Origin of the sequence: Lentilactobacillus kosonis, assembly GCF_003864335.1 — a bacterium.
Lineage (GTDB): Bacteria > Bacillota > Bacilli > Lactobacillales > Lactobacillaceae > Lentilactobacillus > Lentilactobacillus kosonis.
The window spans coordinates 389,431-406,606 of sequence record NZ_BEXA01000002.1 but is presented as its reverse complement, the minus strand read 5'-3'; the positions used below and the strand labels follow the sequence as shown (position 1 = coordinate 406,606).

General features: G+C 37.9%; 12 protein-coding genes and 5 pseudogenes. 16 read left to right on the top strand and 1 reads right to left on the bottom strand.

All coding sequences use genetic code 11. The features are described 5' to 3' along the window. Nucleotides 1–232 precede the first annotated feature (232 nt). The 7 genes and pseudogenes from hisS (at nucleotide 233) to NBRC111893_RS04930 (ending at nucleotide 8,525) form a co-directional block, all read left to right on the top strand. A pseudogene (gene hisS / locus NBRC111893_RS04960) lies at nucleotides 233–1,523 on the top strand (histidine--tRNA ligase). 12 nt (nucleotides 1,524–1,535) lie between these two features. After that, nucleotides 1,536–3,350 (top strand): aspartate--tRNA ligase, encoded by a 1,815-nt coding sequence (aspS, locus tag NBRC111893_RS04955; RefSeq protein WP_125008213.1) that lies wholly within the window; start codon nucleotides 1,536–1,538, stop codon nucleotides 3,348–3,350. Between the two features lie 73 nt (nucleotides 3,351–3,423). Continuing rightward, nucleotides 3,424–4,299, top strand: a complete 876-nt coding sequence (locus tag NBRC111893_RS04950; protein WP_125008212.1) for a YitT family protein — start codon at nucleotides 3,424–3,426, stop codon at nucleotides 4,297–4,299. Between the two features lie 180 nt (nucleotides 4,300–4,479). Further along, nucleotides 4,480–5,541 carry a CDP-glycerol glycerophosphotransferase family protein gene (locus NBRC111893_RS04945; protein ID WP_125008211.1) on the top strand — a complete coding sequence of 354 codons (1,062 nt, stop codon included), beginning with the start codon at nucleotides 4,480–4,482 and terminating at the stop codon, nucleotides 5,539–5,541. 25 nt (nucleotides 5,542–5,566) lie between these two features. Next, nucleotides 5,567–6,376 carry an ABC transporter permease gene (locus tag NBRC111893_RS04940; RefSeq protein ID WP_125008210.1) on the top strand — a complete coding sequence of 270 codons (810 nt, stop codon included), beginning with the start codon at nucleotides 5,567–5,569 and terminating at the stop codon, nucleotides 6,374–6,376. Between the two features lie 13 nt (nucleotides 6,377–6,389). Then, nucleotides 6,390–7,601, top strand: a complete 1,212-nt coding sequence (locus NBRC111893_RS04935) for a CDP-glycerol glycerophosphotransferase family protein (RefSeq protein ID WP_125008209.1) — start codon at nucleotides 6,390–6,392, stop codon at nucleotides 7,599–7,601. A 3-nt stretch (nucleotides 7,602–7,604) separates the two neighbouring features. Then, nucleotides 7,605–8,525 carry a deoxyribonuclease IV gene (locus tag NBRC111893_RS04930; protein ID WP_125008208.1) on the top strand — a complete coding sequence of 307 codons (921 nt, stop codon included), beginning with the start codon at nucleotides 7,605–7,607 and terminating at the stop codon, nucleotides 8,523–8,525. Here NBRC111893_RS04930 and NBRC111893_RS04925 read toward each other — a convergent pair. Then, nucleotides 8,522–9,350: pseudogene (locus NBRC111893_RS04925) on the bottom strand (pyruvate, water dikinase regulatory protein). The gene NBRC111893_RS04930 and the pseudogene NBRC111893_RS04925 sit on opposite strands and share 4 nt — an antisense overlap. A gap of 165 nt (nucleotides 9,351–9,515) precedes the next feature. Between NBRC111893_RS04925 and rpsU the strand changes: the two are divergent. From rpsU to glyS, 9 genes and pseudogenes are all read left to right on the top strand, one after another. Next, the gene (rpsU, locus tag NBRC111893_RS04920) at nucleotides 9,516–9,707 is read left to right on the top strand and encodes a 30S ribosomal protein S21 (protein ID WP_003553874.1); all 192 of its coding nucleotides are present in this window, start codon (nucleotides 9,516–9,518) and stop codon (nucleotides 9,705–9,707) included. 92 nt (nucleotides 9,708–9,799) lie between these two features. After that, entirely contained in the window at nucleotides 9,800–10,249 is a 450-nt protein-coding gene (locus NBRC111893_RS04915; RefSeq protein WP_125008207.1) for a GatB/YqeY domain-containing protein, read from the top strand. A gap of 24 nt (nucleotides 10,250–10,273) precedes the next feature. Beyond that, a pseudogene (locus NBRC111893_RS04910) lies at nucleotides 10,274–11,238 on the top strand (PhoH family protein). 17 nt (nucleotides 11,239–11,255) lie between these two features. Next, complete coding sequence (gene ybeY / locus NBRC111893_RS04905; protein ID WP_125008206.1) at nucleotides 11,256–11,738, top strand: rRNA maturation RNase YbeY; 483 nt, start codon at nucleotides 11,256–11,258, stop codon at nucleotides 11,736–11,738. Continuing rightward, nucleotides 11,722–12,117 carry a diacylglycerol kinase family protein gene (locus tag NBRC111893_RS04900; protein WP_125008271.1) on the top strand — a complete coding sequence of 132 codons (396 nt, stop codon included), beginning with the start codon at nucleotides 11,722–11,724 and terminating at the stop codon, nucleotides 12,115–12,117. Before ybeY ends, NBRC111893_RS04900 begins: the two co-directional genes overlap by 17 nt. An 11-nt stretch (nucleotides 12,118–12,128) precedes the next feature. After that, nucleotides 12,129–13,031, top strand: a complete 903-nt coding sequence (gene era / locus NBRC111893_RS04895; protein WP_125008205.1) for a GTPase Era — start codon at nucleotides 12,129–12,131, stop codon at nucleotides 13,029–13,031. Nucleotides 13,032–13,089: 58 nt separating this feature from the next. Continuing rightward, nucleotides 13,090–13,811 (top strand): annotated as a pseudogene (recO, locus tag NBRC111893_RS04890) (DNA repair protein RecO). A gap of 269 nt (nucleotides 13,812–14,080) precedes the next feature. Continuing rightward, nucleotides 14,081–15,003 (top strand): annotated as a pseudogene (gene glyQ / locus NBRC111893_RS04885) (glycine--tRNA ligase subunit alpha). Further along, entirely contained in the window at nucleotides 15,003–17,084 is a 2,082-nt protein-coding gene (gene glyS / locus NBRC111893_RS04880; protein WP_125008203.1) for a glycine--tRNA ligase subunit beta, read from the top strand. The pseudogene glyQ and the gene glyS overlap by 1 nt, the downstream one beginning before the upstream one ends. Nucleotides 17,085–17,176 lie beyond the last annotated feature (92 nt).

Below are 17,176 nucleotides of genomic sequence, written 5' to 3'. Positions count from 1 at the left end.
TTTAGTTAAATAAACAACCGATGGAAAGAACAGTAAGGCTTATATTGTTTGCAGAGAGCGTCTGGGTGGTGCGAAGACGTAACAAAAATCCTGAATGACACTTTTTAGTTAAGGTTAATGGTGTAACTACTATTCGCGCGAGCGTTATTCTTGAGTTTTATTAAGGTGGTACCGTGCGAAGAGCACCCTTGTCGATGACAGGGGTGCTTTTTATATTTAGGAGGGCTTATTCATGAGATATCAACGACCAAAAGGAACGGCCGATATTTTACCAGATGAAGCGAAAAAATGGGGTTATATTGAAGAAACTGCCAGAATGATCTTCGATAATTACCGTTATCGTGAAATTCGAACGCCAATGTTCGAAAATTTTGATGTGTTTTCAAGGACTAGTGGAGATACATCTGATGTTGTTACTAAGGAAATGTATGACTTTCACGATAAAGGCGATCGGCATATTAGTTTACGTCCTGAGGGAACAGCTGGCGTTGTGCGGGCATTCGTGGAAAATAAATTATATGGTCCAGAGCATCAAAAACCCGTTAAAGTATTCTATATGGGTTCGATGTTTAGATATGAACGTCCTCAATCTGGTCGACAACGTGAGTTCCATCAAATCGGGGTTGAAGCTTTCGGTAGTAATGAACCAGAATTAGATGTAGAAGTAATCGCAATGGCGATTACTTTCCTTAAACGGCTTGGTTTGACTGGCTTACGGCTGGCTATCAATACTTTAGGTGACCAAGAAACTCGGGATAATTACCGTCAAGCGCTGATTGATTACCTTGATCCATACTTTGATGATTTAAGTGATGACTCAAAGTCAGATTGCACAAAACCCACTACGAGTTTTGGATAGTAAGGATAAACGGGACCAAGAGATCGTTAAGGGGGCCCCTTCAATTCTCGATTATCTTTCAGATGATTCACAGGCCCACTTCACTGCGGTTAAGCACTTGTTAGATACATTGGACATTGAGTATGATGTTGATGAAACAATGGTTCGAGGGCTTGATTACTATACACATACCATCTTTGAAATCATGGTTGACTCAAAGTCGCTGGGTGAAGGATATACTACGATTTGTGCTGGTGGTCGCTATAACGGGTTAGTTGAGGAACTTGGTGGACCAGAAATGCCAGGAATTGGATTTGGGCTAGGAGTTGAAAGACTAATGGTTCTCTTAGATGCTCAAAACATCGAGTTACCAATTCTTGATCAGTTAGATGTTTATGCAGTTGGAATTGGTGAGGGCACGAGCGAAGTTACACTAAAAATAGTACAAGCATTGCGAGATGACGGCTTTTCTGCAGATCGGGATTATCTTGATCGGAAGCCCAAAGCGCAGTTTAAAGCAGCTGACAAACTAAATGCTCAATTTACCATTACCATTGGTGATCGAGAATTAGAAAGCCAAACCGCTAATGTTAAGTCGATGGTTTCGGGTAAAGAAGTTAGTGTGCCAATTAGTGAAATCATGACCAACTTTAACACTGTAATTACCAATAATTTTGATGAGTAAGGAAATGACAAAATGAAAAGAACAACATATGCAGGATTAGTAGATGAAAATTTAATCGGCGAAGAAGTTGTCCTTAAGGGATGGGTTCAAAAGCGTCGGGATCTCGGTAGTTTAATTTTTATCGATCTTAGAGATATTAAAGGAATCGTTCAACTTGTGTTTAGCGAAGAATATGGTCAGGAAGCTTTAAAGGTGGCTGATCAGCTTCGTGGCGAATACGTCATTGAAGTTCGAGGTAAGGTTGTTGCTCGGTCAGAAAAAGAAGTTAATGATCGAATGAGAACTGGAAAAATTGAGGTGGATATTGTGGAGGCTAAGATTCTGGCTACTGCCAAAACTCCACCATTCTATATTCAAGATAATATCAATGTTTCTGACGAGCTAAGATTAAAGTACCGTTACTTAGATTTACGTCGTCCAGAAATGCAACGTAGTATTTTGATGCGTAATCGTATTATTCAATCTGTTCACAGCTTCTTTGATTCACAAGAATTTATTGATATTGAAACTCCAACGCTGACGAAATCAACTCCAGAAGGGGCTCGAGATTACTTAGTGCCATCAAGAGTTTATCCTGGTTCCTTCTATGCGTTACCTCAGTCACCTCAACAATTTAAGCAATTGTTAATGGGAGCTGGATTTGATAAATACTACCAAATTGCTCGGTGTTATCGTGATGAAGATTTACGTGGTGACCGGCAACCAGAATTTACCCAAATCGATATGGAAATGTCATTTGCCGATCCCGAAGAAATCCAAGAAGTTACTGAAGGCTTAATTGCTAAAGTAATGAAGGATGCTTTAGGCGTTGAGGTTAAATTACCATTTACTAGAATGAGTTGGGATGAATCGATGGCTCGCTTCGGAACCGATCAACCAGATGTTAGATTTGGTATGGAACTAAAGGACCTCTCTGAAATCATGAAGTCAGTTGACTTTAAGGTATTCTCTTCGGCTGTTGAAAATGGTGGTCAAGTTAAAGCAATTGCCGTTCCCGGGGGGGCAGAGCTTTACTCACGAAAAGACCTTGATGCGTTTGGTAAGTACGTTGAAAGATTTGGGGCCAAGGGACTTGCATGGTTGAAAGTAACTGATGATGGTTTCTCAGGACCAATTGCTAAATTCTTTACTGATGACAGTGTTAAAGACCAAATTCTAGCAACTACTGAAGCAAATGTTGGCGACCTATTATTATTTGCTGCCGATAATAGCCGCGTCGTGGCTAACACTTTATCTTACTTACGGGTTCAAATTGCTAAGGAACAAAATATGATTGATGAATCTAAGTTTGCTTTCCTTTGGATTGTTGACTGGCCATTATTCGACTACGATGTTGATTTAAAGCGTTATGTTGCTGCCCATCATCCATTCACAATGCCTAATGAAGAAGACGTTCATTACTTAATGAATGAGGATGAAGATCCCCATAAGGCATATGCTCAAAGCTACGATATTATCTTGAACGGTCTCGAATTGGGTGGGGGATCAATTCGTATCCACCGTCGTGATATTCAAGAAAAAATGTTTGAAGCTCTTGGATTTACTAAGGAAAGTGCCCAAGCACAGTTTGGTTACTTCCTGGATGCTTTGGATTACGGTTTTCCACCTCATGGAGGTCTAGCAATCGGTTTAGATCGATTTGTTAGATTGTTGGCCGACCGAGATAATATCCGAGATGTAATTGCATTCCCTAAGAACTCTAAGGCAGTTGAACCATTAACTAGTGCCCCAGCCCCAGTTGCTAACAAGCAATTGGAAGACTTAGGAATTTTGTTGCCGACAATGGTGATAAGGAACAAAAATAGCATCAATGAATTGGCTGATTAAAAATCGGCCTTTTTTATTACATAAATAAGCATATAATCAATATGAACAAATTCGAATGGGGATGGCTAATTAAATGGACGACGTTTCAAAGGTACTTAAGCGGCATGCATACATCACAAAAGCATCGACTTCTTTTATCTATGCAATTTTAGTATCAATTGCGGTGAATTTCTTCTGGACACCGGGACATATTTACTCATCAGGAATTACTGGTTTTGCGCAGTTGCTAACAACAATTTCTGAACGATTCTTACCAATTACGATTACCACTGGAATTGGCTTATTCATACTGAATATTCCGTTATTTTTATTAGCTTGGCGAGCAATTAGTCAGCAATTTACGGTCTTTACAATTTTCACGGTATTTTTATCAAGTTTAATGATTCAAATGATGCACCCAATACAATTGACGCATGATCCGATTATTTGTGCCATTTTTGGTGGAGCGGTAAATGGATTTGGAACGGGTCTTGCTTTGAAGAATGGAATTTCAACTGGGGGCTTAGATATTTTAGGTATTGTGATTCGGGATCGTACGGGGCGGTCCATTGGTTCAATTAACATCACGTTTAATGTATTTATTATTTTAGCTGCTGGATTAATGTATGGTTGGCCATATGCATTTTATTCTGTTTTGAGTTTAATCGTGAATGCTAAGGTTATGGATATGACATATACTAAGCAACAACGGATGCAAGTTATGATTATTACTTCACGACCAAATACGGTTATCGATAGTGTTCAAAATCATTTGCGACGAGGAATTACTATCGTGCACAATGCTGAAGGAGCTTATCAACACGATTCAAAGACGATTTTATTCACTGTTATTTCAAGGTATGAAATGGGTGAATTAGAGGAAGCACTGCTCGAATCTGATCCGAATGCATTTGCATCGTTGTCGGATACGGTTAAAATTGTCGGTCGATTCTACGATCCAATGCCTTAATTCTAAAGAATTATCTATGATTACAGTTGAGTAAAATATCGCAAACTCGATATGGTATAATACTCGGGTTAACGAATCTTAAAAGAAATTGGTGAGTATGGTGAAAGTGATTTATCTCTTTTTAATTAGGGTCATGTCGATTTTGAATCTATTTAAAAAAAGAGAAACATTGTTTACTTTATGAGTTTTGATAATAACGTAGACTTCATAAAAAAATTAGCTGCAAATAAGCCTAAGAACAGTCGCCTCATGGTATATTATCGTAGTAATACTGAGGCAGCGGCGACCGATTTGGCCGCATATGGAATCATTACTAGACCATTTAAAGACAATTTGAATTTTGTGGTTAGCAAGATTCCTAAGGTAATGAGTGCTAGGTTAATTTTTTGCGACAACTACTATGCTTTTTTAGGAGGGATTGTTAAGACTCCCAAAATGAAAGTCATCCAGCTTTGGCATGCAAACGGGGCAATTAAAAAATTTGGTTGGGAAGATCCAACAACTGATGAAAGAACTAATTCTGATAAGAAACGGTTCCAATCAGTATATGATAAATTCGATGATTATATTGTCTCATCTGAAGCGATGGGTAACGTGTTTCAGACAAGTTATCATGCTAAAGCAGAGCAAATGAAACTATTAGGTTACCCTCGTTCTGATGATTTATTTGATGAACAATCAAATGAGGCCTCTCGCGAAAGAATCTATCGTTCGGCGCCTGAATTAAAAGGTAAACGAGTAATCTTATATGCACCTACATACCGTGATGATGGAACGTTTAAATTACCTCATGGGGTCAGTAATGCCTTGACCAGTGATCCGGATTCAATTGTCGTCATTAAGCTTCATCCGGTGGTTCAAGACCGTGAGGATAAGGTTCGAGAAGTTCGAAATCCACGGATTCGCTTCTATCATCAATTTTCGACTAACGATTTACTAACGGTTACGGATACATTAGTAACGGATTACTCATCGGTGGTGTTCGACTTTAGTTTGCTTAAGAATGCCAAATCAGTTATTTTCTTTATGTATGATTTGGAAAGCTATCGAAAAAATCCAGGCATTCAAAATGATTTCTTAGATTGGTTACCAACTAAGCCAATTCTGACAGTTAAGGAACTTGCTGAAGAAGTTGTTGTTGACCAACCGTCAGATTTCCGGAACTTTAATAAGCAATGGAACACCTATAATGATGGGAATGCCGCTAACAGAGTGATTGAACATTATATAAAAATATTTTAATTCTTAAATTTAAGGAGAACTTGTTTTGAAAGAAGCATGGACATTAATTAAAGAGCAAATTCAGAATATTGGAATTATTTTCAGAATTTCGCGCTATGAAGATAAAGCAGAGTATCAAAGTCATTATTTAGGTTTAATGTGGGAATACCTTTATCCATTGATTCAAATCGGAATATACTGGATTGTTTTCGGGGTTGGATTGAAGCATGGAAATGCCACGCATGGAATTGGCTACTTACCATGGATGGTTATCGGAATTACTCCTTGGTTCTTCATGAACCGAGTTACTTTAGATGCTTCTAAGAGTATTTATGAACGGGTTGGAATGGTTTCGAAAATGAAATTTCCAGTTAGTATCCTACCTACAATTAAAGTGGTAAGTAACTTAACTACTTTTTGGACTATGTTAGTGTTCACTATTTTAATTGGGTTACTTAACAAAGTATATCCAACGATTTCTTGGTTTGAATGGATTTACTACTTCATCTGTATGATTGCTTGGTTAATTGCTTTTGGAATCTTTAATTCAACAATTTCGGTATTGATTCGGGATTACAAAATCCTCCTTCAATCTTTAATGAGAATGTTATTCTACCTATCAGGGGTATTGTTTAACTTTCAAACTAATGCCTTTCCGGCACCCATGGTCAGAGTGTTAGAGTTAAATCCGTTCTTCTATGTGGTTAATGGCTTTAGAGAAGCAATGTTTAATCAAGGTCATTTCTGGGAACAAGGAACCTTGAATCTTGTTTTCTGGGGATTCGTCCTGTTCTTCTTATTGGTGGGATCACATCTTCACTACAAGTTCCGATCACGATTTGTTGACCTTATATAGGCAGGTAATTAATATGGGTAATAAATTTAAACAACTATTAAAACTTATTGCTCGGCTAGTGCTCATCGTTATTAACGATGGGTTTCTTTGTATGCCGATAAAAAAGCGCCGCGTGGTCTTTGAAAGTTTCAATGGTAGGGACATTAATGATAATCCTTATGCCATTTACCAAGAATTGGTGAATATTGATGCTAACTATCAAGATAGTGCATATTTTAGTGTGAAACCCTCTGAGTATCGGCGCCTATCAGTGACTCACCCAGAAATTAAGCTAATTCGACGGTTTACCCCTGCGTGGGCGGTATTAATGGCCACCTCTGAATACTGGGTGATGAACTCACGATTGCCATTATGGTGGCATAAAAATCGTCGCACTCACTATATTCAAACTTGGCATGGTACGCCATTAAAAAAGCTGGGTCGAGATATTGATAATGTGGAAATTCCTGGAACCACCACAGCTAAATATCACGAACAATTTCAGCAGGAAGCCAACCGTTGGGATGCGCTAATCGCGCCTAATCAATATTCTCAAGATATCTTCAAATCAGCTTTTGACTTTAAAAATCAATTTTTAAACATTGGTTATCCAAGAAATGATGTATTATACACGCAAAATCGATCAGACAAGGTTGCTGAATTAAAGCAAAAATTATTAGGTAAACTTCCAAACACGGTTATCTTGTATGCACCAACTTGGCGTGATGATGATTATAAACAAAAAGGTGTCTATAATTTTGAGTTGCCATTTGATTTGAAGGACTTTTTTACTGAAGTTGGCGATGACACTCAGCTAATTATTAGACCACATTACCTAGTTAAGGATAAAATTAACATATCTGGTTATGAGGACCGCGTAACCGTATTAGCCGATAATGACATTAACGAATTATACTTAATTGCTGATTTGTTGATCACCGATTATTCTTCTGTAATGTTTGATTATGCTAATTTAAAGCGTCCAACGTTATTTTATGCTTATGACTTAGAGCACTATCGCGATGAATTGCGAGGCTTTTATTTTAATTATCAAGCGGATAATTTGTCTGGTCCGCTGGTGACAACCAGAATTGAATTATCCAAAAAGCTTGCCGAATTTAAAAAATATCGACAATTTCCAGGATATGAACAACACATGAACAAATTTAATGACCAATTTTGTGCTTGGGAAACAGGCCAAGCATCATCTAAGGTTGCGCAATTAATTTTGAATGGAGGAAAGTAGTCAATGGATAGTAATACTTTTTTAATTGGATCACATGTCAGTATGAACGGTAAAGAAATGTTTTTGGGGTCTGCTAAACAAGCGCATGAATTAAAAGAAAATGTGTTCATGGTTTATACAGGGGCTCCGCAGAACACAGTTCGTAAACCAATCGAAAAGTTAATGGGAGCAGAGGGCCAAGCGTACATGAAAGATAATGGGCTGGTGGCCTCAGTTGTTCACGCACCGTATATTATTAACTTGGGAAATACCCAAAAGCCTGATAGTTTTCAATTCGGTATTGATTTTTTACATGAAGAAATTAGACGAGCTCAGGCAATCGGGGCCAGTCAAATTGTGCTTCATCCAGGAGCTCATGTTGGGGCAGGGGCCCAAGCAGCAATTGCCAACATTGCTAAAGGTTTAAACGAAGTGATTGAGCCTGATCAAACCACCCAAATTGCCATTGAAACGATGGCTGGTAAAGGAACCGAGGTGGGCATTACTTTCGAACAAATTGCTGACATTATTGATCAAGTTCAAGACAACGATAAGTTATCAGTCACGTTTGATACTTGTCATACCAATGACGCAGGTTATAACGTGAAAGATGATTTTGATGGTGTGCTTGCTGAATTCGACAAAATTATTGGAATTGATCGTCTAAAAGTGGTTCATTTAAATGATTCTAAAAATCCAATGGGTAGTCATAAAGATCGGCATGAAATTATTGGGTTAGGAACGATTGGCTTTGATGCTTTGAACTATATTGCACATCATGAACAATTAAAAAGCGTTCCCAAGATTATGGAAACGCCAATTTTGAAGGACGAAAACGATAAAAAAATTCGTTATAATCCGCATGGTTATGAAGTTAAGATGTTACGTGAACAAAAGTTTAATCCAGATATTCTCCAAGATATGATGACCAACCAACCATTTTAATCGGGATTTAAAGCAGTTTCATCGAGGTCAAGGCTCTCTAAGATAATGGTTGAGGTTTCCTCGATGGATTTGTTAGAGACATTAATTGATAAACAGCCAAGGTCCCGATACAGTTTTTTAGCAAAATTTAACTCTTTTTTGATGTACTCAGGATCGGAGTATGGAGTATTAGCATCCATTCCGTATGAAATCATCCGTTGTTTTCTAATTCGGCTTAATTTTTCGGGAGTATTGATTAGGCCGAAAATCCGTTTAGTTTCAACCTGCTTTAATTCTTCAGGAATTTGCATAGTTGGGCCAATAGGTAGATTGGCTACTTTGAGGTTATGATTAGCTAAGTAGAGTGAGAGCGGTGTTTTAGATGTTCTGGAGACACCTAGAAGAACGATGTCTGCTTGGAGCAACCCCTTAGTGTTTTTGCCATCATCGTTTTCGACGGCAAATTCAATCGCGGAAATTCGTTCAAAGTAATTTTCATTTAAATCATGAATTAATCCAGGGACATGGGCAGGTTCTTCACCAGTGGCAAGGGCGAGCATATGCATTGGCTGTTGAACGCAGTCAAAGTTATACATGTTGTTTTGTTTACAGAATTCAGCCACTTGCTTGCTTAATTCAATGCTGACTAAAAGTATGAAAAATAATGGCTTGATTTTGTTTGGCCAGTTTTAAAATTCCTGCCAGCATTGATTCGGTTTGGACGAATGGGAAACGTCTAATTTCAGTAGTCAGATTTTGAAATTGTGACGCAGCAGTTTGAGCAATTGTTTGTGCAGTGCCACCACTAGAATCAGAAATAATGTAAATATTTTGTTTAGTTGTCATAGTTCTGCTCCCTTGAGATATTTAATAAATAAATTTTACCATGAAAAGGCTTTTTTTCAGAAACAATTGACGCAGTTTGATAAATTATGTATAATTATTTTCGAACCGTTTTGGTATTACAAAATATCAAAACTAAACTTTGAGCTCGGAGGGAGGGAATTTCACATGGCAAAGACAGTCGTTCGTAAAAACGAGTCTCTTGATGATGCTCTTCGACGCTTCAAACGTACAGTTTCAAAAAGCGGTACACTACAAGAATATCGTAAACGAGAATTTTATGAAAAACCAAGTGTTAAGCGTAAGTTAAAGTCTGAGGCGGCACGTAAACGTAACAACAAGAAGAAACGTCGTTTCTAAATTGCAACTAAGATAGATGAAGGCTAATATTCATTAGTCTTCGATCTTTTTTAATGTTAAAATTTAGGTATAATTTGAAAAGAGGAAATGCAATGTCAATCAAAGAACAATTAAATTCCGAACTTAAAGAAGCTATGAAAGCTAAGGATAAGGAAAAGTTATCCGTTATTCGGGGATTGAAAGCGCAGATTACTAACGCTGAAGTAGCAAATAATAACCAAGAGCTAACCGATGAACAGGTTGGTCAAATCGTCCTTAAAGAAATTAAGCAAATTAATGAATCAATTGCTGAGTTCAAAAAAGGTAATCGGGATGATTTGGTTGCTGAGCAGGAAAACAAATTAAAGCTTACTGAGGTCTATGCACCGGCACAGATGTCAGAAGACGAGGTAGCAAAAGTGGTTTCAGAGACGATTACTGAAGTCAGTGCAGAATCTATGGCTGATTTTGGTAAGGTAATGGGAGCAATTATGCCTAAGGTTAAAGGCAAGGCCGACGGGAATTTGATTAATAAGCTCGTTAAGGCACAGCTCCAAAGTTAATAATTGGAAAGGGAGCCGTAATTATTGGCAGAAGAACAAGTAGTAACTAAAGAATTTATCGTTGCGGATCAAAATAATTTATTAACAATTGTTGGCGCTCAAGATGAATACATTGCAATTATTGAGAGTGGCCTGAATGTTTCAATTAATGTATTTGGAAATAGTTTAAAGGTATCGGGTGATGAGACGGCGGTTGATACTTCGCTATTAATTCTTAAAAATATTTTGGGATTGATTGAAAAGGGCATCAGTGTTAATTCAAGCGATTTTGTTAGCGCCCTGAATATGGCTGAAAATGGCACGTTAGAGTACTTTAGCGATTTATATGACCAAGTCCTTATCAAAGATGCAAAGAACCATGCTGTGCGAGTTAAAACGTTTGGTCAGCGTCAATACGTCCAAGCTATCAGGAATCATGATATTGTATTTGGCGTTGGGCCGGCCGGACTGGTAAAACCTATTTGGCAGTGGTCATGGCTGTGGCTGCCTTGAAGAAGGGAATTGTCGACCGAATTGTGTTGACCAGACCAGCTGTTGAAGCAGGTGAAAGTTTAGGCTTCCTACCTGGTGACTTGAAAGACAAAGTCGATCCTTATTTAAGACCAATCTATGATGCATTACACGCGATTTTAGGAACCGAACACACAGAGCGACTCCTTGATCGGGGGATTATCGAAATTGCACCATTAGCGTACATGCGAGGTCGGACTTTGGATAATGCATTTGTGATTTTGGATGAAGCTCAAAACACGACTAATTCACAGATGAAGATGTTCTTAACTCGGCTAGGATTTGGTTCCAAAATGATCGTTAATGGTGATATCTCGCAAATTGACTTACCAAGAAATGCTAAGAGTGGCTTGGTTTCCGCGCAGAAAATCTTGGCTAACATTGATCAAATTGAATTTGTTAACTTTAGTTCCAAGGATGTTGTTCGACATCCAGTTGTTTCCAAAATTATTAATGCCTACGAAGATAACGCTGGGTAATCAAATAGGAGTATTCAATGGATTTAGAAATTTATGATAAGACTGCAGATAAAGTTGCTGAGGATAAATTAAAGTTAATTCGAGACGTTTTGAACTTTGCTGGTGAGTATATTCATTTACCAGACAACACTGAAATGTCAGTTACTTTGGTTAATAATGACGAAATTCAAAAGATTAATCGTGAATATCGTAACGTTGATCGGCCAACTGATGTAATTAGCTTTGCGATTGAAGATGAAGGCGATGAGGACTTACCAATTATTTTGGATGATGAATTAATGGCTGAAATCCCTCAAAATATTGGTGATATCTTCGTATCAGTTGATAAGGTTGCCGAACAAGCTGATTATTTAGAACATTCGTTTGATCGTGAGTTAGGATTCTTAGTAGTTCATGGATTTTTACACTTGAATGGTTATGACCACATGGAAAAAGCGGATGCCGACGTGATGTTCCCACTTCAAAAAGAGATATTAAATGCTTATGGGCTTAAGAGATAAGCGACAAATTGAAAAGAATAAGACATTTTTTCAATCGGTTGGTCACGCAATTTCAGGAATCTGTCGGCTAGTTCTGGAAGAACGAAACTTTCGGTTTGACCTAATTATCGCCACGTTTGTGCTAATAATGGGAGTTATCTTTCAAATTAGTTTGAACGATTGGCTGTGGCTATTTGCAGCGTTTTTTGCGGTAATTGGTTCAGAAGTCTTAAATAGTATCGTTGAAAATGTTGTGGATTTAATTGTTGGCCGTCAATATAACGAGTTGGCAAAGCGGGCTAAAGATATTGGTGCTGGTGGAGTACTGCTTTCGGCGCTATTCGCTGTTATTGTTGGTTGCTTAATATTCATTCCCAAAATAATCGAATTAATTAAATAGTGAGGTAAATTATGGATAATCCAAATTTTAAATCAGGATTCGTAGCGATTGTAGGTCGCCCAAACGTCGGTAAATCAACTTTTTTAAATCGAGTAGTTGGCCAAAAAGTCGCCATTATGAGTGATAAGGCCCAAACAACTAGAAACAAAATTCAGGGAGTTTACACTACTGATGAAGCCCAAGTGGTTTTTATTGATACTCCAGGGGTACACAAACCAAAGGATCAACTGGGCAATTTCATGGTTGATTCCGCTTTATCGACTTTAAAAGAAGTCGATGCCATTTTGTTCATGGTTAATGCAACTGAACGACGTGGAGCTGGTGATAATTTCATCATTGATCAATTAAAAAAAGTTGACCAACCTATCTACTTGATTATTAATAAAATTGATCAGATAACTCCTGATGATTTACTATCAGTTATCGAGCAATACAAGACGGCATTACCATTTAAAGAAGTCTTTCCAATTTCTGCCCTTGAAGGTAATAACGTTCCTCAAATGGTTGATTCTTTAGTTGGTGAGCTACCTAATGGCCCGCAATACTATCCAGCCGATCAAATTACCGATCACCCAGAACGATTTGTTATTTCAGAATTAATTAGGGAAAAGGTCTTCCAATTAACTCGTCAAGAAATTCCAACTTCTACCGCCGTGTTTGTTGAGCGAATTAAGAACGAAAATGATGTCTTGAATATTCAAGCAACTATTATTGTTGAACGTGATGGTCAAAAGGCAATTGTCATTGGTAAGGGTGGTACCATGCTGAAGAAAATTGGTACCCTTGCTCGTCAAGATATTGAAAATCTTATGGGAAATAAGGTCTATCTTGAACTCTGGGTTAAAGTGCAACCCAAGTGGCGGGATAAGCAATCATTATTACAATCATATGGTTATCGAAAAGATAATTACTAGCACGATGGAGGTAAATGATCGTGGCAAATATCGGCGCTACAGACTTACCGGCATCTTAATGTATCAAAACCCTATCGGGAGCGTGATATATTAGCTAAATTCATTACGAAGCAATTTGGTAAAAAGATGTTTATGGTTCGAGGGGCAAAACGCCAAAACTTTAAGAATCGAGCGGCGGTATTGCCATTTACTTATGGAACATTTAATGGGATTATTAAGCCAGAAGGATTATCTTACCTGAATGCTGGAAATACGATTGCTCATTATCAGAAGATTAGTGATGATATTGAGATTAATGCTAATGCAACGTATGTGATGTCATTGGTTGACTTTGCCTTTCCTGATAGTGTTCCAATTACGGATTGGTTTGATAAGTTATCGATGGGCTTAGCGTTAATGAACGATGGTTTTGATGCTAGCATTATTACGAATATTTTTGAAATTCAGCTGTTAGAAGCGTTTGGAGTGGCTCCTAATTGGGTGGATTGTGTTGTTTGTCATCGAAAGGATCTGCCATTTGATTATTCTGAATCAATGGGCGGATTACTATGTTCCAATCATTGGAACGATGATCCGTATCGGCTACACTTAGACCAACGGACGGTTTATTACTTGCGGTTGTTTTCTGTGGTTGATTTACGTAAGCTAAACAAAATTGATGTTAACGATGATACTAAATCGCGTCTGCGTCAGGTAATTGACCAAATTTATTCGCGAAGTGTGGGTTATGTACCTAAAAGTAAAAAATTTTTAGATCAATTAAGTAACTTTAAGCTATAGTGTCCGTTGACATTTAATTGACGGTAAACTATCATTATTTTAGTTAAATATTTCGACGTAAGAAAGAATTGAAATCGTGGTTTTTGAAGCGAGGTCAGGATAGTGTAAGCTGACTAAAAATCCTTGGCGCTTTCGGTAGTCGAAAATTAAGTGCTGGTATTTACCAGAATTAGGGTGGAACCGCGATAATATCGTCCCTATGTTGAGTGAGCTATATTTAGTTTACTTTTCATAGGGATTTTTTGTGGCTAAATTTAGGAGGAAATCGTATGACTGAAAAATTGTCTGTTCAACAAATTATTTTAAGATTACAGCAATATTGGTCTGCTCAGGGATGTATGTTAATGCAGGCTTATGATACTGAAAAAGGTGCCGGAACTATGAGTCCCTACACATTTTTGAGAGCAGTTGGGCCAGAGCCATGGAATGCTGCATATATTGAACCATCAAGACGGCCAGCTGATGGCCGATATGGTGAAAATCCTAACCGACTTTACCAACATCACCAATTTCAAGTTTTGATGAAGCCATCTCCTGAAAATATTCAAGAATTATATTTAGGTAGTCTTCGCGAATTAGGAATCAATCCATTGGAACATGATATTCGTTTCGTCGAAGATAACTGGGAAATCCTTCAATGGGTTGTGCTGGTGTTGGTTGGGAAGTTTGGCTTGACGGAATGGAAATCACACAATTTACTTACTTCCAAATCGTTGGGGGTCTCGAAATGGATCCCGTTGCTTCTGAAATCACATATGGTCTTGAACGACTATCCTCATATATTCAAGATGTTAACTCAGTTTTCGATCTTGAATGGTCTGATAACGTTAAGTATGGTGATATTTTCAAGGAACCTGAATTTGAACATTCAAAATATAGTTTTGAAGAAAGTAATCAAGAAATGTTAATGAACTTCTTCAACGAATATGAAAAAGAAGCGCATCGATTATTAGATATGAATTTAGTCCATCCAGCCTATGATTATATTTTGAAGTGTAGCCATACCTTCAATCTTTTAGATGCTAGAGGTGCAGTTTCAGTTACTGAACGTGCAGGATTCCTGTCTCGAATTAGAAACATGGCTCGGATGGTCGCTAAAGAATTTGTTGAGGAACGTCGTAAACTTGGCTTCCCGCTAATCAAAGATGAACAAAAACGTCAAGCTTTATTAAAAGATGGGGAGGAAAAATAATGGCTAAGAATTTCTTATTAGAAGTTGGGTTAGAAGAAATGCCAGCTCACGTTGTCACTCCTAGTATTAACCAGTTGGCAAAACGGGCCACAGATTATTTGAAAGAACAACGGATTGAATTCGGTGACATGCAGACTTTTAGTACTCCTAGAAGATTAGCTTTAAAAATTAATGGTTTAAGTGATAAGCAACCAGATATCGATGAAACCGTTAAAGGTCCCGCTAAAAAAATCGCTTTAGATGCTGACGGTAATTGGACGAAGGCAGCCATTGGGTTTACTAAGGGGCAAGGCGCTACTGTTGATGACATTACTTTTAAAGAATTAAAAGGTGTGGAATATGTTTATGTTGAGAAGCATATTGCTGGTAAGACCGTTGAAGAAATTTTAGCCGGTCTTAAAGATGTGATTATGGCCATGACCTTCCCAACCATGATGAAGTGGGGCGAATATTCTTTTGAGTTTGTTCGGCCAATTAAGTGGTTGGTGGCTTTGTTAAATGATAAAGTAATTCCAATATCAATTTTAGACGTCACTTCTGATCGGGTTACTCGGGGCCATCGATTCCTAGGCAAGTCCGTTGAATTAGCAACTTGTGACGATTACGAAGAACAACTAACGGCTCAATTTGTCATCGCAGATGCTGCTCGTCGGAAAGCTTTAATTCGCAAACAAATTGCTAAGATTGCTACTGATAACAACTGGACAATTAATATTGACGAAGATTTGTTGGAAGAGGTTAATAATCTGGTTGAATGGCCAACGGCATTCTTTGGTAACTTTGATAAAAAGTATCTAACAATTCCTGACGAAGTATTGATTACTTCAATGCGAGATCACCAACGGTTCTTCTATGTAACTGACAATAATGGGAAATTATTGCCTTACTTCGTTTCAGTTAGAAATGGTAATGATAAAGATATTCAAAACGTATCTGCTGGTAACGAAAAAGTGCTTACTGCCCGGCTCGAGGATGCAATGTTCTTCTATGAAGAGGACCAAAAACAAACGATTGACCAATTCGTCGATCGATTGAAGACGGTTAGTTTCCACGACAAGATTTCAACTATGTATGAAAAGATGCAAAGAGTTGAAGTGATCGCAAATTACTATGGTCAAAAATTAGGCCTGACTTCAAGTCAGTTAGACCATCTTAAACGAGCAAGTGAAATTTATAAATTTGACTTGGTAACAGGGATGGTTGGCGAGTTTGCTGAACTTCAAGGAATCATGGGCGAAAAGTATGCATTGTTAAATGGTGAGGATGCCGAAGTTGCCGCTGCAATTCGGGAACATTACATGCCAATTTCTGCCAGCTCAGCATTACCTGATAGCGAAGTGGGTTCAGTCTTAGCCATTGCTGATAAGCTTGATTCGATTATTACTTTCTTTGCTGCTGGGATGGTTCCAAGCGGTTCAAATGATCCATATGCATTACGTCGTCAAGCTTCAGGGATTGTGCGAATTGTTGCAGATAAGCAATGGAGCTTTGATTTAGAAGCCACTCTTCATGAAGTTATTAAATTGATGGGTGATAAGCAAGTTGCTCCTGAATTAGACATGGATGCTCAAGTAGCAATCATTACTGACTTCTTCAAGGATCGAATCCGACAATACCTAAATGATTTGGGAACTAGATATGATATTAGTGCGGCTGTTACAAGCGGTTCGGCTACCAATATTTTATTTAACATTGAAAGTGGTAAGGTGCTTACTGAACATGCAGCTGATGATCACTTTAAAGAAAGTGTTGAAGCTTTAACACGAGTTTTGAGAATTGCTCAAAAGGGTGATTTAGCTACTGATGATCGAAATGTTGATCATAATCTATTTGAAAATGATTCAGAGACTAAGCTAAATGATGCCGTGAACGGTATTGAAACTGATTTTATGGCTATTAGTGCTAACGAAGCTTTTGAGCGGTTGGTTTCATTGCGAGAGACCATTAACAGTTACTTCGATGAAACGATGATTATGGCTAAAGACGAAGCAGTTAAAAATAATCGTTTAAAACAACTCACGATTATTGCTGACCTCATTATGCACGTCGGAAATCTTGATGAACTGGTTGTTAAAGGTTAAGTCGTTTTAATTGTGCAATACTAACTAGTATGGTAATATTTAATATGTGTCGCAAAGATTAAGTCGCACTTTTTAAGTGCGACTTTTTCATG